General features: G+C 62.7%; 26 protein-coding genes. 8 read left to right on the top strand and 18 right to left on the bottom strand.

What is annotated here, in order from left to right; translation table 11 throughout:
* Window positions 1–26: 26 nt before the first annotated feature.
* The 3 genes from NKH52_RS08560 to rpsD all read right to left on the bottom strand — a co-directional run bounded on the left by NKH52_RS08560 (window position 27) and on the right by rpsD (window position 2,457).
* Window positions 27–860, bottom strand: coding sequence for an inositol monophosphatase family protein (locus NKH52_RS08560; RefSeq protein WP_352729508.1), 834 nt, complete (start codon window positions 858–860; stop codon window positions 27–29).
* Window positions 850–1,731, bottom strand: a complete 882-nt coding sequence (gene ttcA, locus NKH52_RS08555) for a tRNA 2-thiocytidine(32) synthetase TtcA (RefSeq protein WP_352729506.1) — start codon at window positions 1,729–1,731, stop codon at window positions 850–852. Before ttcA ends, NKH52_RS08560 begins: the two co-directional genes overlap by 11 nt.
* Before the next feature lie 108 nt (window positions 1,732–1,839).
* A complete protein-coding gene (gene rpsD, locus NKH52_RS08550) occupies window positions 1,840–2,457 on the bottom strand; it encodes a 30S ribosomal protein S4 (protein ID WP_023759539.1) in 618 nt (205 codons plus the stop codon).
* 416 nt (window positions 2,458–2,873) lie between these two features.
* Here rpsD and NKH52_RS08545 point away from each other — a divergent pair, with 416 nt between their 5' ends.
* The gene (locus tag NKH52_RS08545; RefSeq protein WP_352729504.1) at window positions 2,874–3,032 is read left to right on the top strand and encodes a hypothetical protein; all 159 of its coding nucleotides are present in this window, start codon (window positions 2,874–2,876) and stop codon (window positions 3,030–3,032) included.
* A gap of 83 nt (window positions 3,033–3,115) precedes the next feature.
* Here the strand turns inward: NKH52_RS08545 and NKH52_RS08540 are convergent, their stop codons facing one another.
* The 3 genes from NKH52_RS08540 to NKH52_RS08530 form a co-directional block, all read right to left on the bottom strand.
* Window positions 3,116–3,304 carry a DUF3008 family protein gene (locus tag NKH52_RS08540; protein ID WP_023810328.1) on the bottom strand — a complete coding sequence of 63 codons (189 nt, stop codon included), beginning with the start codon at window positions 3,302–3,304 and terminating at the stop codon, window positions 3,116–3,118.
* 64 nt (window positions 3,305–3,368) lie between these two features.
* Window positions 3,369–4,169 (bottom strand): glutamate racemase, encoded by an 801-nt coding sequence (gene murI / locus NKH52_RS08535; RefSeq protein ID WP_352729502.1) that lies wholly within the window; start codon window positions 4,167–4,169, stop codon window positions 3,369–3,371.
* Window positions 4,162–5,076 carry an RNA methyltransferase gene (locus tag NKH52_RS08530; protein ID WP_352729500.1) on the bottom strand — a complete coding sequence of 305 codons (915 nt, stop codon included), beginning with the start codon at window positions 5,074–5,076 and terminating at the stop codon, window positions 4,162–4,164. Before NKH52_RS08530 ends, murI begins: the two co-directional genes overlap by 8 nt.
* A gap of 214 nt (window positions 5,077–5,290) precedes the next feature.
* On the opposite strand from NKH52_RS08530, the gene NKH52_RS08525 reads away from it, so the two are divergent.
* Window positions 5,291–6,502 carry an NADP-dependent isocitrate dehydrogenase gene (locus tag NKH52_RS08525; RefSeq protein ID WP_352729498.1) on the top strand — a complete coding sequence of 404 codons (1,212 nt, stop codon included), beginning with the start codon at window positions 5,291–5,293 and terminating at the stop codon, window positions 6,500–6,502.
* 12 nt (window positions 6,503–6,514) lie between these two features.
* Window positions 6,515–7,150 carry a glutathione S-transferase family protein gene (locus NKH52_RS08520; RefSeq protein WP_352729497.1) on the top strand — a complete coding sequence of 212 codons (636 nt, stop codon included), beginning with the start codon at window positions 6,515–6,517 and terminating at the stop codon, window positions 7,148–7,150.
* A gap of 224 nt (window positions 7,151–7,374) precedes the next feature.
* Here NKH52_RS08520 and alaS read toward each other — a convergent pair whose 3' ends face one another.
* Both alaS and recA read right to left on the bottom strand, forming a co-directional pair.
* Window positions 7,375–10,041, bottom strand: a complete 2,667-nt coding sequence (gene alaS, locus NKH52_RS08515; RefSeq protein ID WP_352966788.1) for an alanine--tRNA ligase — start codon at window positions 10,039–10,041, stop codon at window positions 7,375–7,377.
* 298 nt (window positions 10,042–10,339) lie between these two features.
* Window positions 10,340–11,440 carry a recombinase RecA gene (recA, locus tag NKH52_RS08510; RefSeq protein ID WP_023810321.1) on the bottom strand — a complete coding sequence of 367 codons (1,101 nt, stop codon included), beginning with the start codon at window positions 11,438–11,440 and terminating at the stop codon, window positions 10,340–10,342.
* A gap of 280 nt (window positions 11,441–11,720) precedes the next feature.
* Between recA and NKH52_RS08505 the strand changes: the two genes are divergently transcribed.
* Together NKH52_RS08505 and NKH52_RS08500 are read left to right on the top strand one after the other, a co-directional pair.
* A complete protein-coding gene (locus tag NKH52_RS08505) occupies window positions 11,721–12,665 on the top strand; it encodes a carbohydrate kinase family protein (RefSeq protein ID WP_352729493.1) in 945 nt (314 codons plus the stop codon).
* A gap of 75 nt (window positions 12,666–12,740) precedes the next feature.
* Window positions 12,741–13,658: a pseudouridine-5'-phosphate glycosidase gene (locus NKH52_RS08500; protein WP_352729491.1), complete on the top strand. Its 918-nt coding sequence runs from the start codon at window positions 12,741–12,743 to the stop codon at window positions 13,656–13,658.
* Window positions 13,659–13,864: 206 nt separating this feature from the next.
* Here NKH52_RS08500 and NKH52_RS08495 read toward each other — a convergent pair whose 3' ends face one another.
* Window positions 13,865–14,188: a TfoX/Sxy family protein gene (locus tag NKH52_RS08495; protein ID WP_352729489.1), complete on the bottom strand. Its 324-nt coding sequence runs from the start codon at window positions 14,186–14,188 to the stop codon at window positions 13,865–13,867.
* A gap of 91 nt (window positions 14,189–14,279) precedes the next feature.
* Here NKH52_RS08495 and NKH52_RS08490 point away from each other — a divergent pair, with 91 nt between their 5' ends.
* The gene (locus NKH52_RS08490) at window positions 14,280–14,777 is read left to right on the top strand and encodes a GFA family protein (RefSeq protein WP_352729488.1); all 498 of its coding nucleotides are present in this window, start codon (window positions 14,280–14,282) and stop codon (window positions 14,775–14,777) included.
* A 33-nt stretch (window positions 14,778–14,810) separates the two neighbouring features.
* Here NKH52_RS08490 and sufA read toward each other — a convergent pair whose 3' ends face one another.
* The 7 genes from sufA to NKH52_RS08455 all read right to left on the bottom strand — a co-directional run bounded on the left by sufA (window position 14,811) and on the right by NKH52_RS08455 (window position 21,896).
* The gene (sufA, locus tag NKH52_RS08485) at window positions 14,811–15,191 is read right to left on the bottom strand and encodes a Fe-S cluster assembly scaffold SufA (RefSeq protein ID WP_023810316.1); all 381 of its coding nucleotides are present in this window, start codon (window positions 15,189–15,191) and stop codon (window positions 14,811–14,813) included.
* A gap of 103 nt (window positions 15,192–15,294) precedes the next feature.
* Window positions 15,295–15,687 (bottom strand): SUF system Fe-S cluster assembly protein, encoded by a 393-nt coding sequence (locus tag NKH52_RS08480; protein WP_352729486.1) that lies wholly within the window; start codon window positions 15,685–15,687, stop codon window positions 15,295–15,297.
* A gap of 21 nt (window positions 15,688–15,708) precedes the next feature.
* Window positions 15,709–16,953 carry a cysteine desulfurase gene (locus NKH52_RS08475; protein WP_352729484.1) on the bottom strand — a complete coding sequence of 415 codons (1,245 nt, stop codon included), beginning with the start codon at window positions 16,951–16,953 and terminating at the stop codon, window positions 15,709–15,711.
* 4 nt (window positions 16,954–16,957) lie between these two features.
* Window positions 16,958–18,226, bottom strand: a complete 1,269-nt coding sequence (sufD, locus tag NKH52_RS08470) for a Fe-S cluster assembly protein SufD (protein WP_352729482.1) — start codon at window positions 18,224–18,226, stop codon at window positions 16,958–16,960.
* Between the two features lie 19 nt (window positions 18,227–18,245).
* Complete coding sequence (gene sufC, locus NKH52_RS08465) at window positions 18,246–19,001, bottom strand: Fe-S cluster assembly ATPase SufC (RefSeq protein ID WP_127288646.1); 756 nt, start codon at window positions 18,999–19,001, stop codon at window positions 18,246–18,248.
* A 27-nt stretch (window positions 19,002–19,028) separates the two neighbouring features.
* The gene (gene sufB, locus NKH52_RS08460) at window positions 19,029–20,546 is read right to left on the bottom strand and encodes a Fe-S cluster assembly protein SufB (protein ID WP_127258270.1); all 1,518 of its coding nucleotides are present in this window, start codon (window positions 20,544–20,546) and stop codon (window positions 19,029–19,031) included.
* Window positions 20,547–20,732: 186 nt separating this feature from the next.
* Complete coding sequence (locus NKH52_RS08455) at window positions 20,733–21,896, bottom strand: cysteine desulfurase family protein (protein WP_352729479.1); 1,164 nt, start codon at window positions 21,894–21,896, stop codon at window positions 20,733–20,735.
* A gap of 236 nt (window positions 21,897–22,132) precedes the next feature.
* Between NKH52_RS08455 and NKH52_RS08450 the strand changes: the two genes are divergently transcribed.
* Complete coding sequence (locus tag NKH52_RS08450) at window positions 22,133–22,807, top strand: alpha/beta hydrolase (RefSeq protein WP_023669128.1); 675 nt, start codon at window positions 22,133–22,135, stop codon at window positions 22,805–22,807.
* A gap of 21 nt (window positions 22,808–22,828) precedes the next feature.
* Complete coding sequence (locus NKH52_RS08445; protein WP_352729477.1) at window positions 22,829–23,479, top strand: FMN-binding negative transcriptional regulator; 651 nt, start codon at window positions 22,829–22,831, stop codon at window positions 23,477–23,479.
* Window positions 23,480–23,490: 11 nt separating this feature from the next.
* On the opposite strand, the gene NKH52_RS08440 is transcribed toward NKH52_RS08445, so the two are convergent.
* The gene (locus NKH52_RS08440; RefSeq protein ID WP_352729475.1) at window positions 23,491–24,321 is read right to left on the bottom strand and encodes a phosphatase PAP2 family protein; all 831 of its coding nucleotides are present in this window, start codon (window positions 24,319–24,321) and stop codon (window positions 23,491–23,493) included.
* Window positions 24,322–24,384: 63 nt separating this feature from the next.
* Window positions 24,385–26,028 (bottom strand): ArnT family glycosyltransferase, encoded by a 1,644-nt coding sequence (locus tag NKH52_RS08435; RefSeq protein WP_352729473.1) that lies wholly within the window; start codon window positions 26,026–26,028, stop codon window positions 24,385–24,387.
* Window positions 26,029–26,095 lie beyond the last annotated feature (67 nt).

The following is a 26,095-nucleotide window of genomic DNA, read 5'->3' as shown; positions in this document are numbered from 1 at the left end:
CACCGCTCCTTCGGCTAACGCAGCAATTAATCCTGTGCCGCCCAGAGTTCGCGGCGCAATTCGTGCCAGCTTTCGCGATCGGGCGCGACAAGCAGGCCGCCGCCGAGATGCGAGGGCAGATAGGTGCTGCCGTCGAAGCGCGCCGCGTGGCCGCCGGCCTCGGCATGGATCAGCACGCCGGCCAGATGATCCCACGGCATCAGCTTGTTGTAGACGACGAAGTGGGCATGGCCGCTCGCCAGCAGGCGGTATTCGTGCGCGGCGCAGCGATAGGCGAACTGCGACAGGATCTTCGTCTGGTTGCGCGCCAGCCGCGACCGCTCCGGCTCGGCCATATATTGCCAGGAGACCGAGCCGGTCATCTCCGAGATCGTCGCGGGTGCCGCGACATGCACCTTCTCGATGCTGCCATGCGCATGCCGGATATGGCTGCCGGCGCCCCTGGCGCCGATCAGCCAGTCCTTGCCGACGGGATCGTGGATGATGCCGGCAACGGTTTCGCCCTTGACCACGACCGCCAGCATGACGCCGAACAGCGGCACACCGGACGCGAAGTTGAAGGTACCGTCGACCGGGTCGATGACGAAAGCCAGATCGGCATCGCCCAGACCATCAAGCAGTGCCGGATTGTCGGAACAGGCCTCCTCGCCGACGATCATCGCCTGGGGATAACGCTCGCGCAGCCTGGCGGTGATGAGCCGCTCGGCGTTGACGTCGGCCTCGGTCACCAGGTCGGCAGCCGACGTCTTCTGGCGGATGTCGCCCTCACCAAGCCGGCGAAAGCGCGGCATGATCTCGGCCATTGCGGCGTCGGACAGAAGGCCAGAGAGCCAGTCGATCGCGGTGTCGTCAAATGTCATCGGATATGTCTAGCCTTGTGCTGAGGGTCTCGTTGAGCGCCGCGAAATCGAACAGCTTTCTGTCGAGCAGATGCGATGGCCTGCTGTTGGACAGTGCGCGCAGCATCGTATCCTTGCGGCCCGGCATGCGCTTTTCCAGATCCTCGAGCATCGCCTTCATGGCATTGCGCTGAAGACCTTCCTGGCTGCCGCAGAGATCGCAGGGAATGATCGGGAATTGCATGGCGGCAGCGAATTTTTCCAGATCGGCTTCGGCGCAGTAGCTCAATGGCCGCAGCACCATGACGTCGCCGTCGTCGTTGAGCAGTTTTGGCGGCATGGCGGCGAGACGGCCGCCATGGAACAGGTTCATGAAGAAGGTTTCGAGAATGTCCTCACGATGGTGACCGAGCACAAGCGCCGAGCACCCCTCCTCGCGCGCAATGCGGTAGAGATGGCCCCGCCTGAGGCGCGAGCAGAGCGAGCAATAGGTGCTGCCCGCAGGCAGCTTGTCGGTGACGACGGAATAGGTGTCCTGATACTCGATGCGATGCGGGATGGCGTATCTGTCGAGATAGTCCGGCAGGATATGTTTGGGGAAATTGGGCTGGCCCTGGTCGAGATTGCAGGCCAGAAGATCGACCGGCAAGAGCCCGCGCCATTTGAGGTCGAGCAGCACGGCGAGCAGGCCGTAGGAATCCTTGCCGCCAGACAGGGCAACGAGCCAGCGCTGGCCGGGCTTGACCATCGAGAAATCCTCGATCGCCTGCCGGGTCAGCCGCAGCAGCCGCTTGCGCAATTTGTTGAATTCGACCGAGGACGGCACGTCGGCGAACAGCGGATGGAAGCCGCCTTCGCTGTCGACCGGTTCGATGTCTGGAAGCATGTTCATGGCATGTCGCTTTCAGTGGCCCAGAGCGCCGGATTAGCGGACATGACCGACAAAGAAAAGGCCGCCTCTACGGGCGGCCTTTGCTTGGTATCGCAGAACGCGCTCGTTTTAGCGCGAATAGAATTCGACGACCAGGTTCGGTTCCATCTGCACGGCGAACGGAACGTCCGCAAGGCCAGGGATGCGCGAGAAGGTCGCGACCATCTTGTTGTGATCGGCTTCGATGTAGTCCGGCACGTCGCGCTCGGCGAGACCGACCGCTTCCAGAACGATGACCAGCTGCTTGGACTTTTCGCGCACTTCGACGACATCGCCCGGCTTGCAGCGATACGAGCCGATATTGACACGCTTGCCGTTGACGTTGACGTGGCCGTGGTTGACGAACTGACGGGCGGCGAAAATGGTCGGCACGAACTTGGCGCGGTAGACGACCGCGTCGAGACGCGATTCGAGCAGGCCGATCAGGTTCTCCGAGGTGTCGCCCTTGCGGCGGTCAGCCTCTTCATAGACCTTGCGGAACTGCTTTTCCGAAACATCGCCATAGTGACCCTTCAGCTTCTGCTTGGCGCGCAGCTGCAGGCCGAAATCGGAAAGCTTGCCCTTGCGGCGCTGGCCATGCTGGCCAGGACCGTATTCACGCTTGTTGACCGGGGACTTCGGGCGGCCCCAGATATTTTCGCCAAGACGGCGGTCGATCTTGTACTTCGCGGATTCGCGCTTGCTCATCGCATTCCCTTTTCAAAACAATACACCCGGAACCTCATGGTCCGGGTGAAGGAAACGCGCCCTCCTCTGGCCTCCGTTTTCGAGACCTGACAGGGTTTTCCCACGCAACGCGGCGGAAAACCCACGGGACACGTCAGTTCAAACAAGATAGTAGAATTGGATTTCCACGCATCTTGCGCACTTAAAGAAAACCACCGGGCATTGCGGCCCGGTGTTGGGGCGCTGATTAAACGGAGATTTAACCGGTGTCAAGCTTGTGGCTGGCGTAGGCCATGGCGACGATATAGCGTCTCTGGGTTGAGTGCAGTGGCGGGAGGTTGCGCCAGCGGCATCAGGAAGGGACCGGAGCAGAGGAGCTACATTCGCATGAGAAAATCTTCCTTACCCTGACAGGAGCCGCTGTGTTGGCGGGATCCATGGCGGTCCTGACACCGGAGCCGGCGGAGGCCAGGCATTGGCAAGGACACCGGCATCACCAGGCTTGCCGCATCGTGATCAAGAAGAAGGTTATCTGGCGGCACGGCCACAAGAAGGTCATACGCTACAAGATCATGCGCTGCAGCGGGCGCTGGTAGGCTCCTATACGGTCTCAGGCGGCCGATATCATTTCAAAGCCCGCGGTCTTGGCCGCGGGCTCTTTGATTCCGGATGCTTACCCTTAGTCTTTCGACTTCTTCTCCGGCAGGCCCTTGCGCTTCGTCTCGGCGAATTCCTCGAGCTGCTTTTCGCTCATCGATTCGTACATTCCCTTGGAAGCGCCCTGCAGTTCGCTCTTCTTGGTCTCGCCGCGCTTGGCCGACAGAGCCGCGCCGGCGGCTTTCTGCTGGGCTTTCGAGGTGGCTGGCATGGTTCTTTCTCCCGTTAGAATCTGGAGAAAAACGCAACGACTGCCGTGATGTTCCGCTTCGCAATCACGACATCGCCAGCCCGAAGCCCTGTATCAGGCGACGGGTCGGGAAATCGGCTCTTTTCGATGTGAAGACGGCAAGGTCGGAGCCTTCAGGCAGCATCTCGCCACGACCGCTCGGATCGATGTCGGCGAGAAGCGACAGCGCCCGGCGCGCGATCGCTTCAGCGGGGTCGAGCCAATCGACCGGCCAGGGAGCCGTCTTGCGCATGCGATTGGCCAGAAAGGGGTAGTGTGTGCAGGCGAGCACGACGATATCCGTACGCAGCGCATCATGTTCGACGAAGCACGGCGTAATCTCGGTGCGCACGGCTTCTTCATCGACGAAGCCCTCACGCATGTAGATCTCAGCCAGTCCCGCCAGCCTGTCGCTGCCGACCAGGCGGACATGGCATTTCTGCGCCCATTTGCTGATCAGGTCGCGCGTGTATTGGCGCTTGACGGTGCCGGGCGTCGCCAGCACCGAAACCAGCCCTGAGCGCGTGCGTTCCGCCGCCGGCTTGATCGCAGGCACCATGCCGACGAAAGGATGCTCGGGAAATCTATCGCGCAACGCATCGATCACCAACGTCGAGGCGGTGTTGCAGGCGATGACGGAAATGGCCGGCGCAAACCGCTCAAGCAGTTTGCCGAACAATTCGAGGATATGCGCCCTCAGCGCCGGCTCTTCCCAAGCGCCGTAGGGAAACGCAGCGTCGTCGGCGACATAGATGAAGCGGCGGTCGGGCATCAGCACGCGTGCCTCGCGCAGCACGGTAAGCCCGCCGATGCCCGAATCGAACATCAGGATCGGCCGCTCAGTCATTGTCGGTTCCTTTTCCGCCAAGCGGCGGTATGTCATCGTCCTTGCCGGTGTCGGCAAGGCGCGCCGCCTCCGCCTTGCGGGCACGCGCGGCCGCAGCGGGCAAGCGCCGCGGATCGTCGCCAGGGGACCCGTCGCCGCGCGGCATCGCCGGAGAAAACCTGTCGAGCGACGAGATGATGCCGCGCAGCACCTTGAGCTCCGGTTCGGCAAAGCCGGGGCGTGTGAGCACCGCGCGCAGATTGTCGACCATTTTCGGCTTCTTCGGTGCCGGCCGGAAATAGCCGCGCGCTTCCAATGCGCCTTCCAGATACGCAAACAGGCCGTGCAATTCTTCCTTGCTTGCCGGCTTCATGTCCGGGCCGGAAAAATTGGTCTTGGTCTCGTCTTCCAGGCCGGACTTCATCCATTCGTAGGACATCAGCAGCGCGGCCTGGGCGATGTTGAGCGAAGAGAAATCGGGATCGACCGGGAAAGTGACGATCTCGTCGGCAAGGCCGACCTCGTCATTGTAGAGGCCGAAGCGTTCGCGTCCGAACAGGATGCCAGTGCGTTGTCCCATTGCATGATGTGTCCGAAGCATTCTGCCCGCCTCCACCGGCCCGCGCACGGATTTGAAGCCGTCGCGCTGCCTGGCCGTGGTTGCGAAGACAAAGTTCAGGTCGGCGAGCGCCGAGGCCAGATCGTCGAACACTCTCACGGCGTCGATGACATGATCGGCGCGGCTGGCCGCCGCGCGCGCCTTCTCGCTCGGCCAACCATCACGCGGGTTGACCAGGCGCAGCTCCGACAGACCGAAATTGGCCATGGCGCGCGCGACCATGCCGATGTTCTCGCCAAGCTGCGGCTCGACGAGGATGATCGCCGGGCCGGCGACTGCAATGCTATCGGGATCTTTAGTGACGGGCATGATTGTCAATGAACTGCTGTTTGCGGCATTTCAGCGTCCCTGCCACATTCGGCCGTGAAAATGAAGCATTCGCAAATGACGACGGCTCTGGCCTCCAATTCGTGACCGATCGCCGTTTGCGTGGCCAAAAGCGCTTTGATATACGGGCGACATCTCCCGGCCCAACGCCACGCGGGCAAGGCCGTCCCATATCCCAGCAACGAGGCATTCTTTCATGGCGAAGATCAAGGTGGCGAACCCGGTCGTCGAACTCGACGGCGACGAGATGACCCGCATCATCTGGCAGTTCATCAAGGACAAGCTGATCCACCCTTATCTCGACCTCAAGCTTGAATATTACGACCTCGGCATCGAGCACCGCGACGCCACCAACGACCAGGTGACCATCGATTCGGCCAACGCCATCAAGAAACACGGCGTCGGCGTGAAATGCGCGACGATCACGCCCGACGAACAGCGCGTCGAGGAGTTCAAGCTGAAGAAGATGTGGAAGTCGCCGAACGGCACCATCCGCAACATCCTCGGCGGCACCATCTTCCGCGAGCCGATCATCATGAAGAACGTGCCGCGCCTGGTGCCCGGCTGGACCAAGCCGATCATCGTCGGCCGTCATGCCTTCGGCGACCAGTACCGTGCCACCGATTTCCGCTTTCCCGGCAAGGGCAAGCTGACCATCAAGTTCGTCGGTGAGGACGGACAGGTGATCGAGCACGATGTGTACGACGCGCCCGGCGCCGGTGTCGCCATGGCCATGTACAATCTCGACGACTCGATCCGCGAGTTTGCCCGCGCCTCGCTGAACTACGGCCTGCTGCGCAACTATCCGGTCTATCTGTCGACCAAGAACACTATCCTCAAGGCCTATGACGGCCGCTTCAAGGACATCTTCCAGGAGGTCTACGAGGCTGAATTCGAGGCCGAGTTCAAGTCGAAGAAGCTGTGGTACGAGCACCGCCTGATCGACGACATGGTGGCCTCCGCCCTGAAATGGTCGGGCGGCTATGTCTGGGCCTGCAAGAACTATGACGGCGACGTGCAGTCCGACACGGTTGCGCAGGGTTTCGGCTCGCTCGGCCTGATGACATCGGTGCTGATGACACCGGACGGCAAGACCGTGGAAGCCGAAGCCGCGCATGGCACCGTCACCCGCCATTATCGCCAGCATCAGAAGGGCGAGGAAACCTCGACCAATTCGATCGCCTCGATCTTCGCCTGGACGCGCGGCCTCGCGCACCGCGCCAAGCTCGACGACAATGCCGACCTGAAGCGTTTCTCCGAAACGCTGGAAAAAATCTGCATCCAGACGGTCGAGTCCGGCTTCATGACCAAGGACCTGTCGCTCTTGATCGGCCCCGACCAGCCCTGGCTGTCGACCACCGGTTTCCTCGACAAGATCGACGAGAACCTGCAGAAGGCGATGGCCTGACAAGTAAGCAAGATGGGCAAGCCCATCGTCTACGGGGCGGAGTACAGCGTCTATGTGCGCATCGTCCGCCTCGTACTCGCGGAAAAAGGCATCGACTACGAGTTTGTGCCGGTCGATGTCTTTGCCGCCGAGGGCGTTCCCGCCTGGTATTTCGAGCATCATCCGTTCGACCGCATCCCGGCCTTCGAGCATGACGGGTTTCGGCTCTTCGAGACGAGCGCGATTGCCAGATATGTCGACGAGGCGTTCGACGGGCCGACGCTGCAGCCTGCCGACGCGCGCGGCCGCGCCAGGATGGGCCAGATCATCGGCATGCTCGACGCCTATGGCTATCGCGCGATGGTCTGGGATGTTGCCGTTGAGCGGCTGGAGAAAGAGGCCCCCGACGAGGCGCTGATCGCCAGCGGGCTGCGCCAGGCCGAAACGGTGCTCGGGGTGCTTACCTCACTCAAGGCTCCCGGACCGTGGCTGCTCGGCGACCAGCTCACGCTGGCCGACCTGCACGCGGCACCCATCATCGCCTATTTCCTCAATGTCGCCGAAGGGCAAGGCCTGTTGGCACGGTTCGCGGATATCCAGAACTGGTATGCGCGCATTGCGGCTCGGCCGAGCTTCGTGCGGACTGAACAAGCCCGCGATAAGTATTGAGAGGCCTGCGGGACAGCGCCCCCTCTGTCCTGCCGGTCATCTCCCCCACGAGTGGGGAGATTGGCAGCGTCCGCTAAGGCGCCTATTCCGGCGCGGTTTTATTTCCAGGTGGTAGATTGGCGAAAGCCGATGCGACGTCCGATCTCCCCCAAGTGGGGGAGATGTCCGGCAGGACAGAGGGGGGCGTTGGCCCTCCAACCGTTGCTCTAATTCAACCCACTTGCCTACGCCGCTTCGAGTGCCGCCCTCACCGCTGCAATCGCATCATCGGCCTTGGAAGCGTCGGGGCCACCGGCCTGGGCCATGTCGGGCCGCCCGCCGCCGCCCTGCCCGCCCAATGCGGCGGAGGCCACGCGGACAAGGTCGACGGCGCTGAAGCGGCCGATGAGGTCGTCGGTGACGGCCACCACGACGGTTGCCTTGTTGTCTTCGCCGGCGCCGACGAAGACGACGACGCCGGAGCCGAGCGAGCTCTTGCCGGCATCGGCCAGCGGCTTCAAATCCCTAGGCGAGACACCGGAGACCGTCTTGCCGAGAAAGCCGACACCGGCGACCGTCTCATTGGCGGCTGGAGCATCGGCTGACGATCCCCCGCCCAGCGCCAGCTTTTTGCGCGCCTCGGTCAATTCCTTCTCGAGCTTCTTGCGCTCTTCGAGCAGTGTCTCGACGCGGGCCGGCACATCGGCCGGCGAAATCTTGAGCACGGCCGCCGTCGCCTTCAAACGCCGGTCCTGCTCGTCGAGATGTTTGCGCGCGGCTTCGCCGGTCAGCGCCTCGATGCGGCGCACGCCGGCGGCGACCGCGCTATCCGACACGACACGCACCAGACCGATGTCGCCGGTCGCCCTGACATGCGTGCCGCCGCAGAGCTCGACCGAATAGGGTCTGTTGGCCTTGGTGCCATGCACGCCCGTGCCCATCGAAACGACGCGCACTTCGTCACCATACTTCTCGCCAAACAGCGCCATGGCGCCTTCGGCAATGGCATCGTCGACCGACATCAGGCGCGTGGACACCGGGCCGTTCTGCACGACGATCTCGTTGGCCATGCGCTCGACCTCTTCGAGGTCCTCCGATGAAATGGGTTTGTTGTGCGAGATGTCGAAGCGCAGGCGCTCGGGCGCGACCAGCGAGCCCTTCTGCGCGACATGGCTGCCCAGCACCTCGCGCAGCGCCTCATGGATCAGATGCGTCGCGGAATGGTTGGCGCGCAGCCTCGAGCGTCTGGCATGGTCGACCTTCAGTTCGACGGCGGCACCGGTCTTGACCGTGCCGCTGGCAACCCTGCCGACATGCACGAACAGCCCGTCGGCCTTCTTCTGCGTATCCGAAACCTCGATCGAGAACCCCTCGCCGGAGATGACACCGGTGTCGCCCATCTGGCCGCCGGACTCGGCATAGAACGGCGTCTGGTTGACGACGATCGCCACCGCGTCGCCCTTGCCGGCGCTGTCGACGGTCTTGCCGTCCCTGACCAGCGCCTGGATGATGCCTTCGGCAGCTTCAGTCTCATATCCGAGGAACTCGGTGGCGCCGGCCTTCTCGCGCACGGAGAACCAGATGGTCTCGGTGGCCGCGTCGCCGGAGCCGGCCCAGTGCTTGCGCGCCTCGGCCTTCTGCTGCTCCATCGCATTGGTGAAGCCGGCAAGATCGACAGAGATGCTGCGCTGGCGCAGCGCGTCCTGCGTCAGATCGAGTGGGAAGCCATAGGTGTCGTAGAGCTTGAAGGCCGTCTCGCCATCCAGCATGTCGCCGGCATGAAGCGTTTCGGTCGCCTCCGAAAGCAGGCCGAGGCCGCGCACCAGCGTCTTGCGAAACCTGGTCTCCTCGAGCTTCAGCGTCTCGGTGATCAACTGTTCGCCGCGCAGCAGTTCCGGATAGGCCTGACCCATTTCGCGCACCAGCGCCGGCACCAGCTTCCACATCAGCGGTTCGTTGGCACCGAGCAACTGCGCATGACGCATGGCGCGGCGCATGATGCGGCGCAGGACATAGCCACGGCCTTCGTTCGAAGGCAGCACGCCATCGGCGACCAGGAAGGAGGACGAGCGCAGATGATCGGCAATGACCCGGTAGGACGCGACAGTCTCCTTGTCGGGACCATGCCCGATCGCGGACGAGGCGGCGTCGATCAGGTGGCGGAACAGATCGGTCTCGAAGACGCTTTCCACCCCTTGCAGGATGGACGCCATGCGCTCCAGGCCCATGCCGGTGTCGATCGAGGGGCGCGGCAGGTCGATCCGCTCCTCCTTCGTCACCTGTTCATACTGCATGAACACCAGGTTCCAGAATTCCAGGAAACGGTCGCCATCTTCCTCCGGGCTGCCGGGAGGACCACCCCAGATGTGCTCGCCGCGGTCGACGAAGATCTCCGAGCACGGCCCGCAGGGTCCGGTATCGCCCATCGCCCAGAAATTGTCCGATGTCGCGATGCGAATGATGCGGTCGTCGGAAAACCCGGCGATCTTCTTCCAGAAACCGGCCGCCTCGTCGTCCGTGTGATAGACGGTGACCAGCAGCTTGTCCTTGTTCAGCCCGAACTCCCTGGTGATCAGGTTCCAGGCAAGCTCGATGGCGCGCTCCTTGAAATAGTCGCCGAAGGAGAAATTGCCGAGCATCTCGAAGAAGGTCAGATGGCGTGCCGTGTAGCCGACATTGTCGAGATCGTTGTGCTTGCCGCCGGCGCGCACGCTCTTCTGGGCGGTCGACGCGCGCGAATAGGGCCGCTTCTCCAAACCGGTGAAGACATTCTTGAACTGCACCATGCCGGCGTTGGTGAACATCAGTGTCGGATCGTTGCGCGGCACCAGCGGGCTCGACGCGACGATCTCGTGACCCTCCTTGCGGAAGTAGTCGAGAAATGTCGACCGGATCTCGTTCACGCCACTCATGAATGCTGCCTTTTCGGAAGAGCCGCCGGCAAACCGGCGGAAATGGGCTCTGCGTTTTTAGAAGATTAGGACTTGGCCTTTTAGCCGCCGCGCCTCACCCTGTCCAGAAACACGGAATTGGTCCAATCCACGGCCTTTGCCGGCCATTCGAACCGGCCTGTTTTCGCCGCCAAAACGCAAAACCGCCGGCACTGGGCCGGCGGTTTCGAAACGCAATAACGCGGAACTCAATTACATAAGCCTGAGAAAATAGAACGCGATTATGGCCGAACTCCGGCCGGCATCGCGCACGAAGCTGTTACATGGCGCCGGATTCTTCCTCGAAACCGTCGTCTTCGCCGCGCTCAGGGCCGCCATTCTCGAGAAATTTCTCGGCGATCAGCCCGGCATTCTGCCTGATCGACAACTCGATCTCGCGTGCCGTGTCGGGATTGTCACGCAGGAACAGCTTGGCATTTTCGCGGCCCTGGCCGAGACGCTGCGAATTATAAGAAAACCAGGCGCCAGACTTCTCGACAATACCGGCCTTGACCCCGAGATCGACCAGTTCGCCGGTTTTGGAGACGCCCTCACCAAACATGATGTCGAATTCGACCACCTTGAAGGGCGGCGCCAGCTTGTTCTTGACCACCTTGACGCGGGTCTGGTTGCCGACAACCTCGTCGCGGTCCTTGATCGAGCCGATGCGGCGGATGTCAAGACGCACCGAAGCGTAGAATTTCAGCGCATTGCCGCCGGTGGTGGTTTCAGGCGAGCCGAACATAACGCCGATCTTCATGCGGATCTGGTTGATGAAGATGACCATGGTGTTGGAGCGCGAGATCGAAGCGGTCAGCTTGCGCAGCGCCTGGCTCATCAAGCGGGCCTGCAGGCCGGGCAGCGAATCGCCCATCTCGCCTTCAATTTCGGCGCGTGGCGTCAGCGCCGCGACCGAATCGACCACCAGCACGTCGATGGCGCCGGAGCGCACCAGCGTGTCGCAGATTTCCAGCGCCTGCTCACCGGTGTCCGGCTGCGAGATCAGGAGGTTTTCGAGATCGACGCCAAGCTTGCGGGCATAGACCGGATCGAGCGCATGCTCGGCATCGACGAAGGCGCAGATGCCGCCCTTCTTCTGGGCTTCCGCCACCGTGTGCAGCGCCAGCGTCGTCTTGCCCGAGCTTTCCGGCCCGTAGATCTCGATGATGCGACCGCGCGGCAAGCCACCGACACCAAGCGCGATGTCGAGGCCAAGCGAGCCGGTCGGCACCGTTTCAATCTCGACGACCTGATCGTTGGCCCCGAGCCGCATGATCGAGCCCTTGCCGAAAGCCCGCTCGATCTGCGACAGCGCCGCATCCAGAGCCTTTGATTTGTCCACTGCCTTGTCCTCTACCAGCCGCAAAGAATTCTGAGCCATGATACATCACCCCTTGGTCGTCAATGAAGGCCGGACAATCCGTAATCCCTGCCTATTTGTACCTTTTTTGTTCTCATTTGGCAAGAGGGGTCAAATATCTGAAAAACAAACGATATCCGGATTTGTTCTTTTTTTGTCCAAGGATTCGATCAGGGATGCACCACACGTTGGGCCAGACGGCTCGGTTGTTTCGATCTGCCGAATCGCCGCCTTGCATGCGAAGCTCCGTCGCACAGCCTAGCGCTTGTGCGGCTGGAATAACAAAGGTCATATCGCCGGCATGCTGAAATCCGCGAACATACTGGCCGTAGGCGGCGCCCATATCGACCGGCGCGGCCAGGTGTCCGGCGCTTACGTGCCGGCTGCCTCCAATCCCGGCACGATGCGTGAGGATGTCGGCGGCGGGGTCTTCAACGCTTTGCGCAGTGCAGTGCGGCGCGGCGTCTCCGCGTCGCTCATGTCGGTTCGCGGCGGCGATGCCGCTGCCGACACCGTTTCGCGGGCCATTGCCGAGGCAGGCATTACCGACCTGTCGGCGGTCTTCCTCGACCGCACAACGCCGAGCTACACGGCACTGATCGACAGCGAAGGCGAGCTGATCGTCGGCTTTGCCGACATGGCGCTCTATGATTTGGCGTTTCCCAAGCAGATCAGGCGCTCCAAGGTGCGGGAGGTGATCGCTGCCGCCGATGCCGTTTTCTGCGACGCCAACCTGCCGACGACGGCACTGGAGCGGCTGGTTTCGCTCACCGCCGGCAAGCCAGTCTTCGCCATTGCAATTTCGCCTGCCAAGGTAACGCGGCTGATACCGGTGCTGAAGGAGCTCTCGCTGGTCTTCATGAACCGGCGCGAGGCCATGGTGCTGGCCGGCGTCGCCGCGAACGCCACGGAGCGCGAGGTCGTCGACGGGTTGCGATGCAGCGGCCTCGTCAGCGGCGTGGTGACGGCGGGCAGCGAGCCCATGCTGGGCTTCGATGAAGCCGGCGCCTTCTCGATCCTGCCGCCGCCGCCAAGAAAGGTCGCTGACGTCACCGGGGCCGGCGATGCCCTGGCGGGCGCAACGGTCGCTGCTTTGCTGCGCGGACTGCCCCTGCGGTCAGCACTGCGCGAAGGCATTGCCGGGGCGACGCTTGCCATCGAAAGCGCCAACGCCGTTCCGGAGTTCACCGCGGCTGATTTCACTGAGGCATTGGCTCTTGTGCCGGATGCCAGGGAAGTGGCATGAGACCGGCGAATTCATAGTGCCGCGATGTTGCCTGGTGTCCCGACGGACGCGCGGCATTCCGGATTGGAGACCCTGATGACCCCTGAGACCGCCGGCCCCTTCATCGATATCCACGCGCCGGTGGCGCAGGCCCTGGCGGTCGGCCGGCCGGTGGTGGCGCTGGAAAGCACCATCATCACCCATGGCATGCCGTACCCCGACAATGGCGCCATGGCGGCCGATGTCGAAAAGATCATCGCCGATGGCGGCGCCGTGCCGGCGACGATCGCCGTGGTTGGCGGCCGCATCAAGATCGGGCTTTCGGATGGCGAGCGCGAATCGCTGGCGATGACGGGCGACGCCATGAAGCTGTCGCGCGCCGATCTCGGTTTCGCCGTGGCGCAAGGGCGCACCGGTGGCACCACGGTCGCCGCCACCATGATCGCGGCGCATATGGTCGGCATAAAAGTGTTCGCCACCGGCGGCATCGGCGGCGTGCACAAGGGCGCCGAAAAGAGTTTCGACATTTCCGCCGATCTCGACGAGCTGGCGCGCACCCCGGTCATCGTCGTCTCGGCCGGCGCCAAGGCAATCCTCGACATCGAAAAGACGCTGGAGGTGCTGGAGACGCGCGGCGTGCCGGTGATCGGCCTTGGCTGCGAGACGATGCCGGCCTTCTGGTCCAGGCATTCGCCATTCCGCGCGCCGCTGACCTTGCACGAGCCGGAAGAGATCGCGCATTTCTACCAGACGAGGGCAGCGCTGGGGCTCGCCGGCGGCATGCTGATCGCCAATCCGGTGCCGGAAAACCATGAAATCCCGGCTGAGGAGATGGCGGGCTATATCGACGCCGCGCAGAAGGCCGCCGAGGCACAACATGTCACCGGCAAGGCGGTGACACCGTTCCTGCTGGGAAAGATCCTCGAACTGACCGGCGGCAGGAGCCTGAAGACCAACATCGCGCTGGTGGAAAACAATGCGCGGCTGGCGGCGAGGATTGCCAAGGCGCTGTAGGCCAACGTCGGCGGGACAGCACCCCCCTCTGTCCTGCCGGACATCTCCCCCGCAAGGGGGAGATCGGATGTCATCAAACCTCCGCCAATCTTCAACATTGAAAAAAGCAGGCAGACGCTGAAACTGCCCATCTCCCTCCTTGCGGGGGAGATGGCCGGCAGGCCAGAGGGGGGTGCTGGCCCGCCGACGTTCCCAAATATTGCGCGTCACTTCCCCGCCCGCCGCCCCGCCTCATAGGCGAGCCGTGCCCAGATCGTCATCTCGTCGGGATCATCGAAAGCGCTGTCTGGAACGCTCCAGTAGGGCATGGCGACCAGCTTGCCGTGGCGCGAGCCGGTATAGGTCCATTGCGCGCAGCCGGCGGCCTCGAACTCGGGCGCGCTTTGCTCGTCGGCCTTCAGCATCAACTCACCGCGCAGCACGATGGCGACGATGACACCGTCGAAATAGATTCCCTTGCCGCCGAACAGTTTTCGGATGCTGACCGGGCCGAGGCCCTCGAACAGTTCGGCGATGCGTTCATTGTCCATGCCGCGATCATGTCACCGGCGTTTGGCCTTGTCATCGCCGCAACCAAAATCATGCTGACAGGTTGTGTGAGGTCGATCGGAGTTTCCCGCCATGCCCGTCCTGCTCAAAGGGTCCTGCCGCTGCAATGCCGTGCGTTTCGAGGTGGAGAGCCACACGCCGGCGCCATTCATGCTGTGCTACTGCTCGATCTGCCGCAAGCAGCAGGGCGGCGGCGGGTTTGCCATCAATCTCGGTGCCGACAACGAAACACTGAACATCAGGGGCAAGCGCAGCCTCGGCGTCTTTCGGGCGGAGATCGAGGACGACGAGCATCCGCATTGCGAAATCTCGACCGGCGAGCGCAATTTCTGCAAGAAATGCGGGGCGGCCCTTTGGCTCTACGACCCGACATGGCCGGAACTGGTGCATCCCTTCGCCTCGGCGATCGACAGCGATTTACCCATTCCGCCAAGCAAGGTGCACCTGATGCTGAAATACAAGGCGAGCTGGGTGGAGCCGGTGGTTGGCAAGCATGACAAGGTCTTCGACGTCTATCCCGAGGAATCGATCGCCGACTGGCACAGGCGGACGGGGATGTGGGTGGATTAGCGTCCTTCACCCCGTAGACGGGGCGAAGCAAAATCAGGCCGAGGCGCGTGCTTCTGCCAGCGCCTTCAGGTCGGCCGGCTTGAGTTCGACGGATTCGCCGCAACCGCAGGCCGAACTCTGATTCGGATTGCGGAATGTGAAGCCGGTGCGCAGCGTCGTCTGCTCGAAATCCATCTCGGTGCCGAACAGAAATAGCGCTGCCTCGGGCGCCACATAGACATGCGCGCCATCGCGCTCGATATGGTCGTCCTTGGTGTTGGGTTCGGTCACCAGATCGACCGTATATTCCATCCCGGCGCAGCCGCCCTTCTTGATGCCGAGGCGGATGCCATGCGCGTTGTCGCGGGTGGCGACGATCTCGCGCACCCGGTCGGCGGCCTTTTCGGTCATCGTGATGACGGCGAAGCGTCCCATTCTTTTTCCTTCCATTCCATGCAGGTTCAAGGCCTGCCGAATGATTCCTCACCTAAAATGGTGAAGTTTTATCCCTGGCGCAAGTGCACCAGCCTCTGTCGGGCTAGTACCAACCCACCGCCACCTGCGCCTCTTCCGACATGCGGTCGGCCGACCATGGCGGGTCGAAGGTCATGTTGACCTCGACGCCGGACACGCCTTCGACGGCGCCGACGGCGTTTTCCACCCAGCCGGGCATTTCGCCGGCAACAGGGCAGCCCGGAGCGGTCAGGGTCATGTCGATCTTGACCGAGCGATTGTCCTCGATGTCGATCTTGTAGATCAGGCCGAGTTCATAGATATCGGCCGGGATTTCCGGATCGTAGACCGTCTTCAGCGCCGAGACGATGTCGTCGGTCAGCCGCGCCAGCTCGTCGGGTGGAATGGCCGATCCCGAAACCAGCGCATTGGGCGCGGTTTCCGGAGTGGTCTCGGCAGCGATGCTTGCGTCATCCATGGTCGTCACCCAAAAAAATCGTCATCCGAAGAATTTGCGCGCTTTTTCGAGCGCCTCGGCCAAAGCGTCGACTTCGGCCCTGGTATTATACATGCCGAACGATGCCCTGCATGTGGAGGTTACGCCAAAGCGTTTCAACAGCGGCTGGGCGCAATGGGTGCCCGCGCGGACAGCAACGCCCTGCCTGTCGATCACCATCGACACGTCATGCGCATGAATGCCTTGCAGCTCGAACGAGATGATGGCGCCCTTGCCAGGCGCATCGCCGAAGATGCGCAGCGAATTGATGGCGCGCAGCCGCTCATGCGCGTAATTCTTGAGATCTTCCTCATGCGCGGCGATGCGCTCGCGGCCGACCGATTCCATATAGTCCAATGCAGCACCCAGCCCGATCGCCTGGACGATCGGCGGCGTGCCGGCTTCGAAACGGTGGGGCGGCTCGTTGTAGGTGACGATGTCTTCCGTCACCTCCTCGATCATCTCGCCGCCGCCCATGAAGGGCCGCATGCCAGCGAGGATGTCCTTCTTGCCGTAGAGCACGCCGATGCCCGAGGGGCCGTAGACCTTGTGGCCGGTGAAGACGAAGAAGTCGCAGTCGAGATCCTGCACATCGATCGGCATATGCACGGCGCTCTGGCTGCCGTCTACAAGGACGGGAATTCCACGCGAATGCGCAATGCGCACGATCTCCTTGATCGGCGTCACCGTGCCCAGCGCATTCGACATCTGCGTGATGGCAACGAGCTTAGTGCGGTCGGTCAGGCGCTTCTCGAATTCCTCGATGTGGAAGACGCCGAGATCGTCGACCGGCACCCAGACGAGTTTCGCGCCCTGCCGCTCGCGGATGAAATGCCAGGGAACGATGTTAGAGTGGTGCTCCATGATCGACAGCACGATCTCGTCGCCCTCGCCGATGTTGGGCATGCCATAGCCATAGGCGACGGTATTGATGGCCGACGTCGTGTTCGAGGTGAAGACGATGTTGTCGGTGCTCGGCGCGTTGAGGAAACGGCGCACCGTTTCCCGCGCCTTTTCATATGCGTCGGTCGCCGCATTGGAGAGGAAGTGCAGGCCGCGATGGACGTTGGCATATTCCTGGGAATAGGCGTGCTGGATGGCGTCGAGCACCGCCTGCGGCTTCTGTGCCGAGGCGCCATTGTCGAGATAGACCAGCGGCTTGCCATAGACTTCCCGCGACAGGATCGGGAAATCGCGGCGGATCGCTTCGACGTCGTAGAAATCTCCGATCTTGCCTGGAGCGTTCATCAGGTCACCCGTGCGCCACGAACCAGCCGTCGAGCCGCGCTTCCAGCGCCTCGACGATCGTCTCGTCGTCCAGTTCCTCGATCACCTCCGCGACGAAGGCCTTCACGAGCAACCCCTGCGCGCTTTTCTCGTCGACGCCACGCGCCATCAGGTAGAACAGATGGTTGCGGTCGATCTCGGTCACCGTCGCGCCATGGCCGCAAATCACGTCGTCGGCGAAGATTTCAAGCTCGGGCTTGGTCGAGAACTCGCCATCGTCCGACAGCAGCAGCGTGTTGCAGGCCATCTTCGCGTTGGTCTTCTGCGCATATTGATGGACGTTGATGCGGCCCTGGAACACACCGCGCGCCTTGCCCGTCACCACGTTGCGGATGATCTCCGTCGAGGTCGTGTGTGGCACGGCGTGGTCGAGCACCATGGTCACGTCGGTATGGGTGTCGCCGGCCAGCAGGTTGATGCCGCGCAATTTGAAATCGCCGCCTTCGCCAGTCGTCCTGACCATGATCTCCTGGCGCACGAGCTTGCCGCCGGCGTTCATGACGAACAGGGTCAGCTTGGCATTCTTGCCGATATGGGCCTTGAACTGCGCCAGATGCGTCGCCGTTTCCGGCTGCTCCTGGACGACCAGCCACGTTACCTCGGCGCCCTCGTTGAGCACGATCTGACTTACCGAGCTGCTCAAGGCAGCGCCATCACCCGTCTGCCGTTCGACGATGACGGCCTTGGCGCTGGCGCCGACGCGCACGGGCAGGCGCACATGGGTCTGGCCGCCGGCCTGCAGGTTCTGCAGTTCGATCGGCTTTTCCAGCTTCGTCCCATCGGCAATATCGATGAAATAACCATCGGCAACGAAAGCCGTGTTCAGCGCGCCGATGGCGTCGTCGCTGCCATAGGGATCGAGCCCCGGTGCGATGCTGCCGTCGATCAGCTTTTCCGAAAGGCGCTGGAAGGTGACGCCTTCAAGGACAGGCACCTTGGCGTCGGACTTGCCGTTCAGGATCGACACCACGGCGGAACCTTCGACGATCGGTGCGATGGCTTTAGCCATGGCGGCCGGGTCGAAGTCCGGCACGGTATTCAGCAACCGGCGCAGGTCGGTATAGTGCCAGGATTCGACGCGCCGCGTCGGCAGACCGTGCTTGATCGTCTCGATGGCGTCGTCGCGCTTCAGCATCACCGCGCCGTCGCCCGGCAGCAGCGACAATCGGTCGCCGAACGCGTCGATCAACGCTGTCTCGGCCGGTGTCCGCTGCGGTTGTGCGTGCATATTCATCAAACTGCCCTCTGGCATCTCACGCTGCTTCGCCGATCACGCCGGCATAGCCATTGGCTTCCAAATCGAGCGCCAGCGACTTGTCGCCTGACTTGATGACCTGGCCCTTGTAGAGCACGTGCACGGTGTCGGGCACGATGTGCTCAAGCAGGCGCTGGTAGTGGGTGATGACCAGGAACGCCCGGTCCGGCGCCCGCAGCGCGTTGACGCCGTCGGACACGATCTTCAGCGCATCGATGTCGAGGCCGGAATCGGTCTCGTCGAGCACGCACAATTTCGGCTCCAGCAGCTTCATCTGCAGGATCTCGGCGCGTTTCTTCTCGCCGCCGGAGAAGCCGACATTGAGCGGCCGCTTCAGCATCGCCATGTCCATGCTGAGCGAGGCGGCGGCTTCCTTCACGCGCTTCAGGAATTCCGGGATCTTCAGCGGCTCCTCCCCACGCGCCTTGCGCTGCTCGTTCATCGCCACTTTCAGGAATTCCATGGTCGCGACGCCCGGTATCTCCATCGGATACTGGAAGGCGAGGAAAATGCCTGACGTTGCGCGCTCGGCCGGATCCATTTCGAGGATCGACTGGCCGTTGTAGAGGATGTCGCCTTCGGTCACTTCATAGTCCTCGCGGCCGGCGAGGATGTAGGACAGCGTCGATTTGCCCGAGCCGTTCGGCCCCATGATCGCGGCGACCTCGCCGGCTTGCACCGTCAGGTTCAAGCCGCGGATGATTTCGGTGCCGTCATCGACGATGCGGGCATGCAGGTTTCTGATTTCAAGCATTTTTTCGTTTCCTGAATATATATCCGGTCAGCCGACCGAGCCCTCAAGGCTAATCCCGATCAGCTTCTGCGCTTCGACCGCGAATTCCATCGGCAGTTGCTGGATGACATCCTTGACGAAGCCGTTGACGATCAGCGCGATCGCTTCCTCTTCGGGAATGCCGCGCTGCATGACGTAGAATTTCTGGTCCTCGGAAATCTTCGACGTCGTCGCTTCGTGCTCGAACTGCGCCGTCGAATTCTTGGCTTCCATGTAGGGCACGGTGTGTGCGCCGCACTGGTCGCCGATCAGCAGCGAGTCGCAGTTGGTGAAGTTGCGGGCGTTGGTCGCTTTGCGATGCGCCGAGACCTGGCCGCGATAGGTGTTCTGCGAGTAGCCGGCGGCGATGCCCTTGGAGATGATGCGGCTCGACGTGTTCTTGCCGAGATGGATCATCTTGGTGCCGCTGTCGACCTGCTGATAGCCGTTCGACACGGCGATCGAATAGAACTCGCCTTGGGAATCGTCGCCCCGCAGGATGCAGCTCGGATATTTCCAGGTGATCGCCGAGCCGGTCTCGACCTGCGTCCACGAAATCTTGGAGCGGTCGCCACGGCAGTCGCCGCGCTTGGTGACGAAGTTGTAGATGCCGCCCTTGCCCTCGGCGTCGCCGGGGTACCAGTTCTGCACCGTCGAGTATTTGATCTCGGCATCGTCAAGCGCCACCAGTTCGACAACTGCCGCGTGCAGCTGGTTTTCGTCGCGCTGCGGCGCGGTGCAGCCCTCGAGATAGGAGACATAAGCCCCCTCCTCGGCGATGATCAGCGTGCGCTCGAACTGGCCGGTGTTCTTCTCGTTCATGCGGAAATAGGTCGACAGCTCCATCGGGCAGCGCACACCCTTGGGCACGAAGACGAACGAGCCGTCGGTGAACACGGCGGAGTTCAGCGTCGCGTAGTAATTGTCGGAGGTCGGCACAACCGAACCGAGATACTTCTTCACCAGCTCCGGATGCTCGCGGATGGCTTCCGAGATCGAGCAGAAGATGACGCCGGCCTGCGCCAGTTCCTTCTTGAAGGTGGTGACGACGGAGACGGAATCGAACACGGCGTCGACAGCGACGCGGCCCGACTTGTAGACATTGTCGCTGACCTCCTCGAGCTCCGAGGCATCGGTCTTCTGCACACCGGCAAGGATTTCCTGCTCCCGCAGCGGAATGCCGAGCTTTTCGTAGACCTTCAAGAGTTCGGGATCGACATCGCTGAGCGAGGTCGGGCCGGGCGTGCTCTTCGGCGCCGCATAGAAATAGATGTCCTGGAAATCGATCTTCGGATAGTGGACGCGCGCCCAGGTCGGCTCGTCAAGCGTCAGCCAGCGGCGATACGCTTCCAGACGCCATTCCAGCATCCAGGACGGCTCGTCCTTCTTGGCCGAAATGAAACGGATGATGTCTTCGCTGAGGCCCTTGGGGGCCTTGTCCATCGCGATTTCGGTCTGGAATCCGTATTTGTATTGGTCGACGTCGATCTTTCGGACCCGATCGATCGTGTCCTGCACAGCAGGCATATGCGTTCTCCATCCACGCCGGGGTCAAGGCCCGACAGTTTTCAAACTATGGCACCGCCAAAAACGAACCCAAAAAGGCGCTCGCGGCAGCGTAAGTTTCATATAGTGCGCTTCGACCGGAAATTCACCCGGCCAGCATGAAACACACGGCTCTACCAGGCCGAAAGGCCCAAATTCGTCCAACCGCTACGCGGCCCGTTCTCTATCCGCCCTACGTGCGGCAATACCTGCAAGCGCGGTGCGGAAAAGCTCAACGTCTTCCGCGCCGGTCGCGGGTCCGATGGACACCCGCAAGGCGCCGAGACTGTCACCGTAGCCCATGGCTTTCAGCACATGGCTCGGCCCGACCTTGCCCGACGAACAGGCAGAGCCCGCCGACAGCGCCACACCGGCCAGATCGAAGGCGATCTGCGCGGTTTCGGCTTTGACGCCCGCAATAGCGAAGAATGCCGTGTTGGCAAGCCTTGGCGCACCGGTTCCGAAGATTTCCGCGTCCGGCACCAGCGTTTTCACGATGGCCTCGATCTCGTCGCGGCGCCGGCGCACCGCATCCATGGCCGGCAATCCGGCAAGGGCCTCGCGGGCGGCCGCGCCAAAACCGGCAATGGCAGCGAGGTTTTCAGTGCCGCCGCGATGGCCCTTTTCCTGGCCGCCGCCATTGATCAACGGCTTCGGCATCATCAGATCCGAAGCGGCGACGATGGCGCCGACGCCCTTGGGACCGCCGATCTTGTGCGAGGACAGAATCAGATAATCGGCGTAACCCGCTGATAGATCGATCGGAACACGCCCCGCGGCCTGCACGGCGTCGACAACGAGGATACCGCCCGCCGCCTTGACGATCCCGGCGATGCGATCGATCGGCTGGATGACGCCGGTTTCGTTGTTGGCGGCGTGGATGGCGACCAGCGGCAGGCCTTCGCTCTTGTCATGACCGCCGAGCGCCGACGCCAAGGCGCCGAGATCGGCGATGCCGTTGGCGTCGACGCCGATCCGCGTCACCTGCGCTGCCGGGAACCGTCCGCCATTCAACAGGCAGGGATGATCGGCCTCCGACACGTAAAGCCGGCTCATGCGCACCATGCCGCGCCCCATCTGCCAGTCGGGTGACAGCAGCGTCGAGGCGGCTTCCGTGGCACCGGAGGTGAACACGACATGCTCCGCCTTGGCGTTGACGAGCGCCGCCACGTCACGCCTGGCGGTCTCGATCAGGCGGCGGGCCGCGCGCCCCTCGGCGTGAACCGATGACGGATTGGCCGCGACGTCAAGGGCCGCGACCATAGCCTCGCGAGCCGCGGCAAGCAGCGGCGCACTGGCATTATAATCGAGATAGGCGCGTTTTACGGCCATTTTCGTCCGTCAAGTCCCGTCAGAAGCCATTCCGATGTCGTATGGCGTTATTTCCTTGAAATTCCAAGGCGAGCCGTCCTATTTACGCGGCTTGCGGCGCGGGTGGCCGGGCTCGATGTCTTGCCACCCAGTTTTGAACAATTCTAAACTAGCTTCTAAGAAGACGCTCGCCCTGCGTCAAGGCCAGAGGAAACGTTCCAGGCACCGCGCGTTCGTATTACCAAGTGGAGTATTTTATGCCTGAGGTCATTTTCACCGGTCCTGCCGGCCGCCTGGAGGGTCGCTATCAGCCTTCCAAGGAAAAAAGCGCGCCGATTGCCATCGTCCTGCACCCGCATCCGCAATTCGGCGGCACGATGAACAACAAGATCGTCTACGACCTCTTCTACATGTTCCAGAAGCGGGATTTCACCACGCTGCGCTTCAATTTCCGCGGCATCGGCCGCAGCCAGGGCGAATTCGACCACGGCACCGGCGAGTTGTCGGATGCCGCCGCCGCTTTGGACTGGGTGCAGTCGCTGCATCCCGATTCCAAGAGCTGCTGGGTCGCCGGCTACTCCTTCGGCTCCTGGATCGGCATGCAGCTTCTGATGCGCCGGCCGGAGATCGAAGGCTTCATCTCGATCGCGCCGCAGCCCAACACCTATGATTTCTCGTTCCTGGCGCCCTGCCCGTCATCGGGCCTGATCATCCATGGCGATGCCGACAAGGTGGCGCCGCCGAAGGATGTGCAGGGCCTGGTCGACAAACTGCACACGCAGAAGGGCATCACCATCACGCAAAAGACCTTGCCAGGCGCCAACCATTTCTTCGCCAACGATGCCGACCTGCTGCTCGAGGAATGCGCCGACTATCTCGACCGCCGGCTGGCCGGCGAATTGTCGGATCCGCGTCCGAAGCGGCTGAGATAAACAAGAAAAGAACGGACGGCGATGTACGAGCCTCCTCATTTCAGGGAAACGCGGCCGGAGATCCTGCACGGGCTGATCCGGACGCATCCGCTGGGCCTGTTGGTTTCCAACGGACCCGAGGGGCCGGTCGCCAACGCCATCCCGTTCCTGCTCGACGCCGAAATCGGGCCGAACGGCAGGATGCGCGCCCATCTGGCGCGGGCCAACCCGCAATGGCGCCTGTTGGCCGAAAATCCGGCTTCACCGGTGCTGATCGTCTTCCAAGGCAGCGATGCCTATGTGACGCCGTCCTGGTACGAGACCAAGCGCGAGACCGGCAAGGTGGTGCCGACCTGGAATTATGCCATCGTGCAGGTTCGCGGCACCGTCAACGTTATCGATGACCAGGACTGGCTGGCGCAGCAGATCGCCGATCTGACCGTCTCCCAGGAAGGCGCCCGCACCGCGCCCTGGGCGGTGACCGATGCGCCGGCGCCCTTCATCCAGTCGCAGATCAAGGGCATCATCGGGCTGGAAATCGAGATCAGCGAAATCCACGGCAAGTGGAAGGTCAGCCAGAACCGCCCGGTCGCCGATCGCGTCGGCGTTGCCCAAGGGCTCGAAGGCGAAGAGCACTCTTCGCCCGGCATGGCCGGCCTGGTCAGATCCTATGGCGGGCTGGACGGCAACTGAACTTCGAATGCTCAGGCAGCCTTCCTTGTCGGTCCGATCAGCCGAAACGTCCTCTTGCAGACCGGCAATCCCGACGGCATCGGACGAAAGATGAAGCCGAGCCGGGCAAAGACCAGCCCACAGGCAAGCGCGAAGGCGCAGCCGAGGCCGAAGCCGGCGACGGTGTCGCTGGGATAGTGCGCGCCAACGAAGATACGGGTCGAGGCGATGCAGGCGGTGATCGCCAGGGCGATGTGCCAGCGCCGCGGAAACAACAGCAAAGCGACCCCGAACACCGCGCCCATCGTCGTGCCATGGCCGGATGGAAAGCCGGCGAAGCGCGCATCGAAAGCGAAGGGGTGCAGGGTCAGCACGCCAAAGTCCTCGAAATAGAGCGGGCGAGCCCGGCCGATGGCATATTTCAGCACATTGACGGCGAGCCCCGACAGGCCGGTGGCGCACAGCACCAGAAAAGCCAGGCAGGTCCAGTTGTAGAGCAGCATCAGCGAGCGCCGGGAGAGGCTTCGCCAATCCGTCAGGTTCGCGGCGACAAGCAGAAGCACTGAGGGAATGAGATACCAGCCACCCAGGCCGAACTGGGTGAAAAAGTCGGCAGTCCGGGCAAATCCCGCCGACCACTTGCCGTGAAGCATTCCGGCCGGGGTGTCGAGACGAACAAACGCCGCCGCCGTCAGCAAAATCCAGACCAGCACCCAGACCGACCACAAAACGTTCGGGTATCTGGCCGGACGGGTGGCAAGGCGGCTTTTGGCGATCTGCAACGTATCGCGAAAATTGTCGAGCGACCGGCGCCCTACCCCAAGGAGCAGGCTCGAAACGGGCGGGCGTGATTTCACCAGCATAGGAAATTCGACCCCATTGTTGCCGTCATGGGCATCGGCGAGCCGTCACTTGGTTACACCCCGTCACTGGGTTACACGATAGAGGCCGAGCGACAGCTTGTCTCCCGATGAATAGTTGAGGCCGTCGACCTCGGCAACGCGGTTCGCCGACTTGCCTTGCGCCGCCAGCAGCCCATTCAGTTTCTGCTCGTCGCCGACCTGCGCCAGCGCCAGGGCGCAGGCAGGATCGCCGAGCAGATGCTTGGCGACGCCATCGACATCGGTCAGGACGGTCTTGGTGCCGACCAGGAACACCAGGCTCGGCTCGTGATATTCCGCCGAAGCGAGCACCGTGGTGTCGCAAGGCCTGTTGGCCTGGAACGCCGCCTCGATCGCCGGGCTCAGCCAGATCGGTTTCAGGGAAGGCGCGATGACGCCGAACAACAGCCCATAGGTGATGCCCGCGCAAGCCGCGACGGCGCCGATGCGAGGAAGCGGAACCTGCAACTCCCGCGAGAAGGCAAGATAGCCCGCCCCCAGTGCTGCCGCGGCGGCTGGGATGCTCCACCAGGAGAAGGCGCCGGTGAGATAGATCGGCGCTCCGACGCAGACCGCCGCAAGGCCAAGGCTGACCACGGCAAGACCGAATGCGGTCGACCACCACAACCAATCCTGCCAGCGCCTGAGCGGCGCATTCGCTTCCTGCGGCGGCAAGGTCAGCAGCCAGCCGATCAGCAGCGCCATGCCGGGATAGGCCGGCAGGACATAGTGCGGCAGCTTGGTCGGGATCAGCTCGAACACCAGCCAGAACGGAATGTACCAGGCGAGGCAGAAACGCAGCCGGGGATCGTCGCGCAGACGGTTGAGGGCCTGCAGCCCGGCGCCGACCGCGATCAGACCGAACGGCCACATGAACAAGGAATAGGTCAGCATGTAGAAGCCCGGCGGCAGGCCGTGCGATTCCTCGCCCGAGGCGACCTTGGCCATCATGTCCTTGCCGACGGCATCACTGAGGAAGGCGCCGCCGCTCTTCCAGGTGATGAGGGCGACCCAGGGCAACACGATGAGCAGCACCAGAGCGGCACCGCGCACGAGCTTCAGCTTCAGGAGCCAGCGCCAGTCGCGCTCGAAGGCAAACAGGGCGGCGACCGTCAGCACCGACAGGAGCGGAGCCACCGGCCCCTTGATAAGGATTCCAAGGCCTTGAGCGGCCCAGAATATCCACGGCAAATGGGCGGCTACCGGTTCGTTGCGGCGCGATGCCAGATAGATCTGGGCGAGCGCGCCTTGCGCCGCCACGCAGCAGGCCAGCAGCATGGCGTCGGTCTTGGCGTCACGACCCTCGAAGGCGGTGGCGAAGATAGCCGCCATTATCAGGCCGGCGGCGAGACCGGCATTGGCCCCGAACAGCTTGGTGCCTGTCCAGGCAATGCCGACTACGGCCAAGGCAATGCCAAGCATGGAGACGAGGCGGTAGACCCAGATCGGCGCCGCCGCCCCCTCGCCGCTCAGCGCCACGGCCGCCGATTGCAGCCAGTAGATGCCGATCGGCTTCTTGTAGCGCGAGGCATCCTGAAAACGGATGTCGACATAGTCGGAGGTTTCGACCATCTGCTTCGTGGCCTGGACAAAACGGGATTCGTCGCGGTCGACGGGTGGAAGGCTCGCCAGTCCGCTGAACGTCATCAGCACGCTGAACAGAAAGAGAAAGAGATAGTTCCTGTTCATCGCGGAGCTTTCCGGATCTGATCTGCGGGATGGCCCCGTCGCGGCGCCTCAGGCCCTGCCCCTGCGC

This window comes from Mesorhizobium sp. M1066 (genome assembly GCF_040318635.1).
Taxonomy (GTDB): Bacteria; Pseudomonadota; Alphaproteobacteria; order Rhizobiales; family Rhizobiaceae; genus Mesorhizobium.
This window is presented reverse-complemented; position numbering and strand designations above follow the sequence as displayed.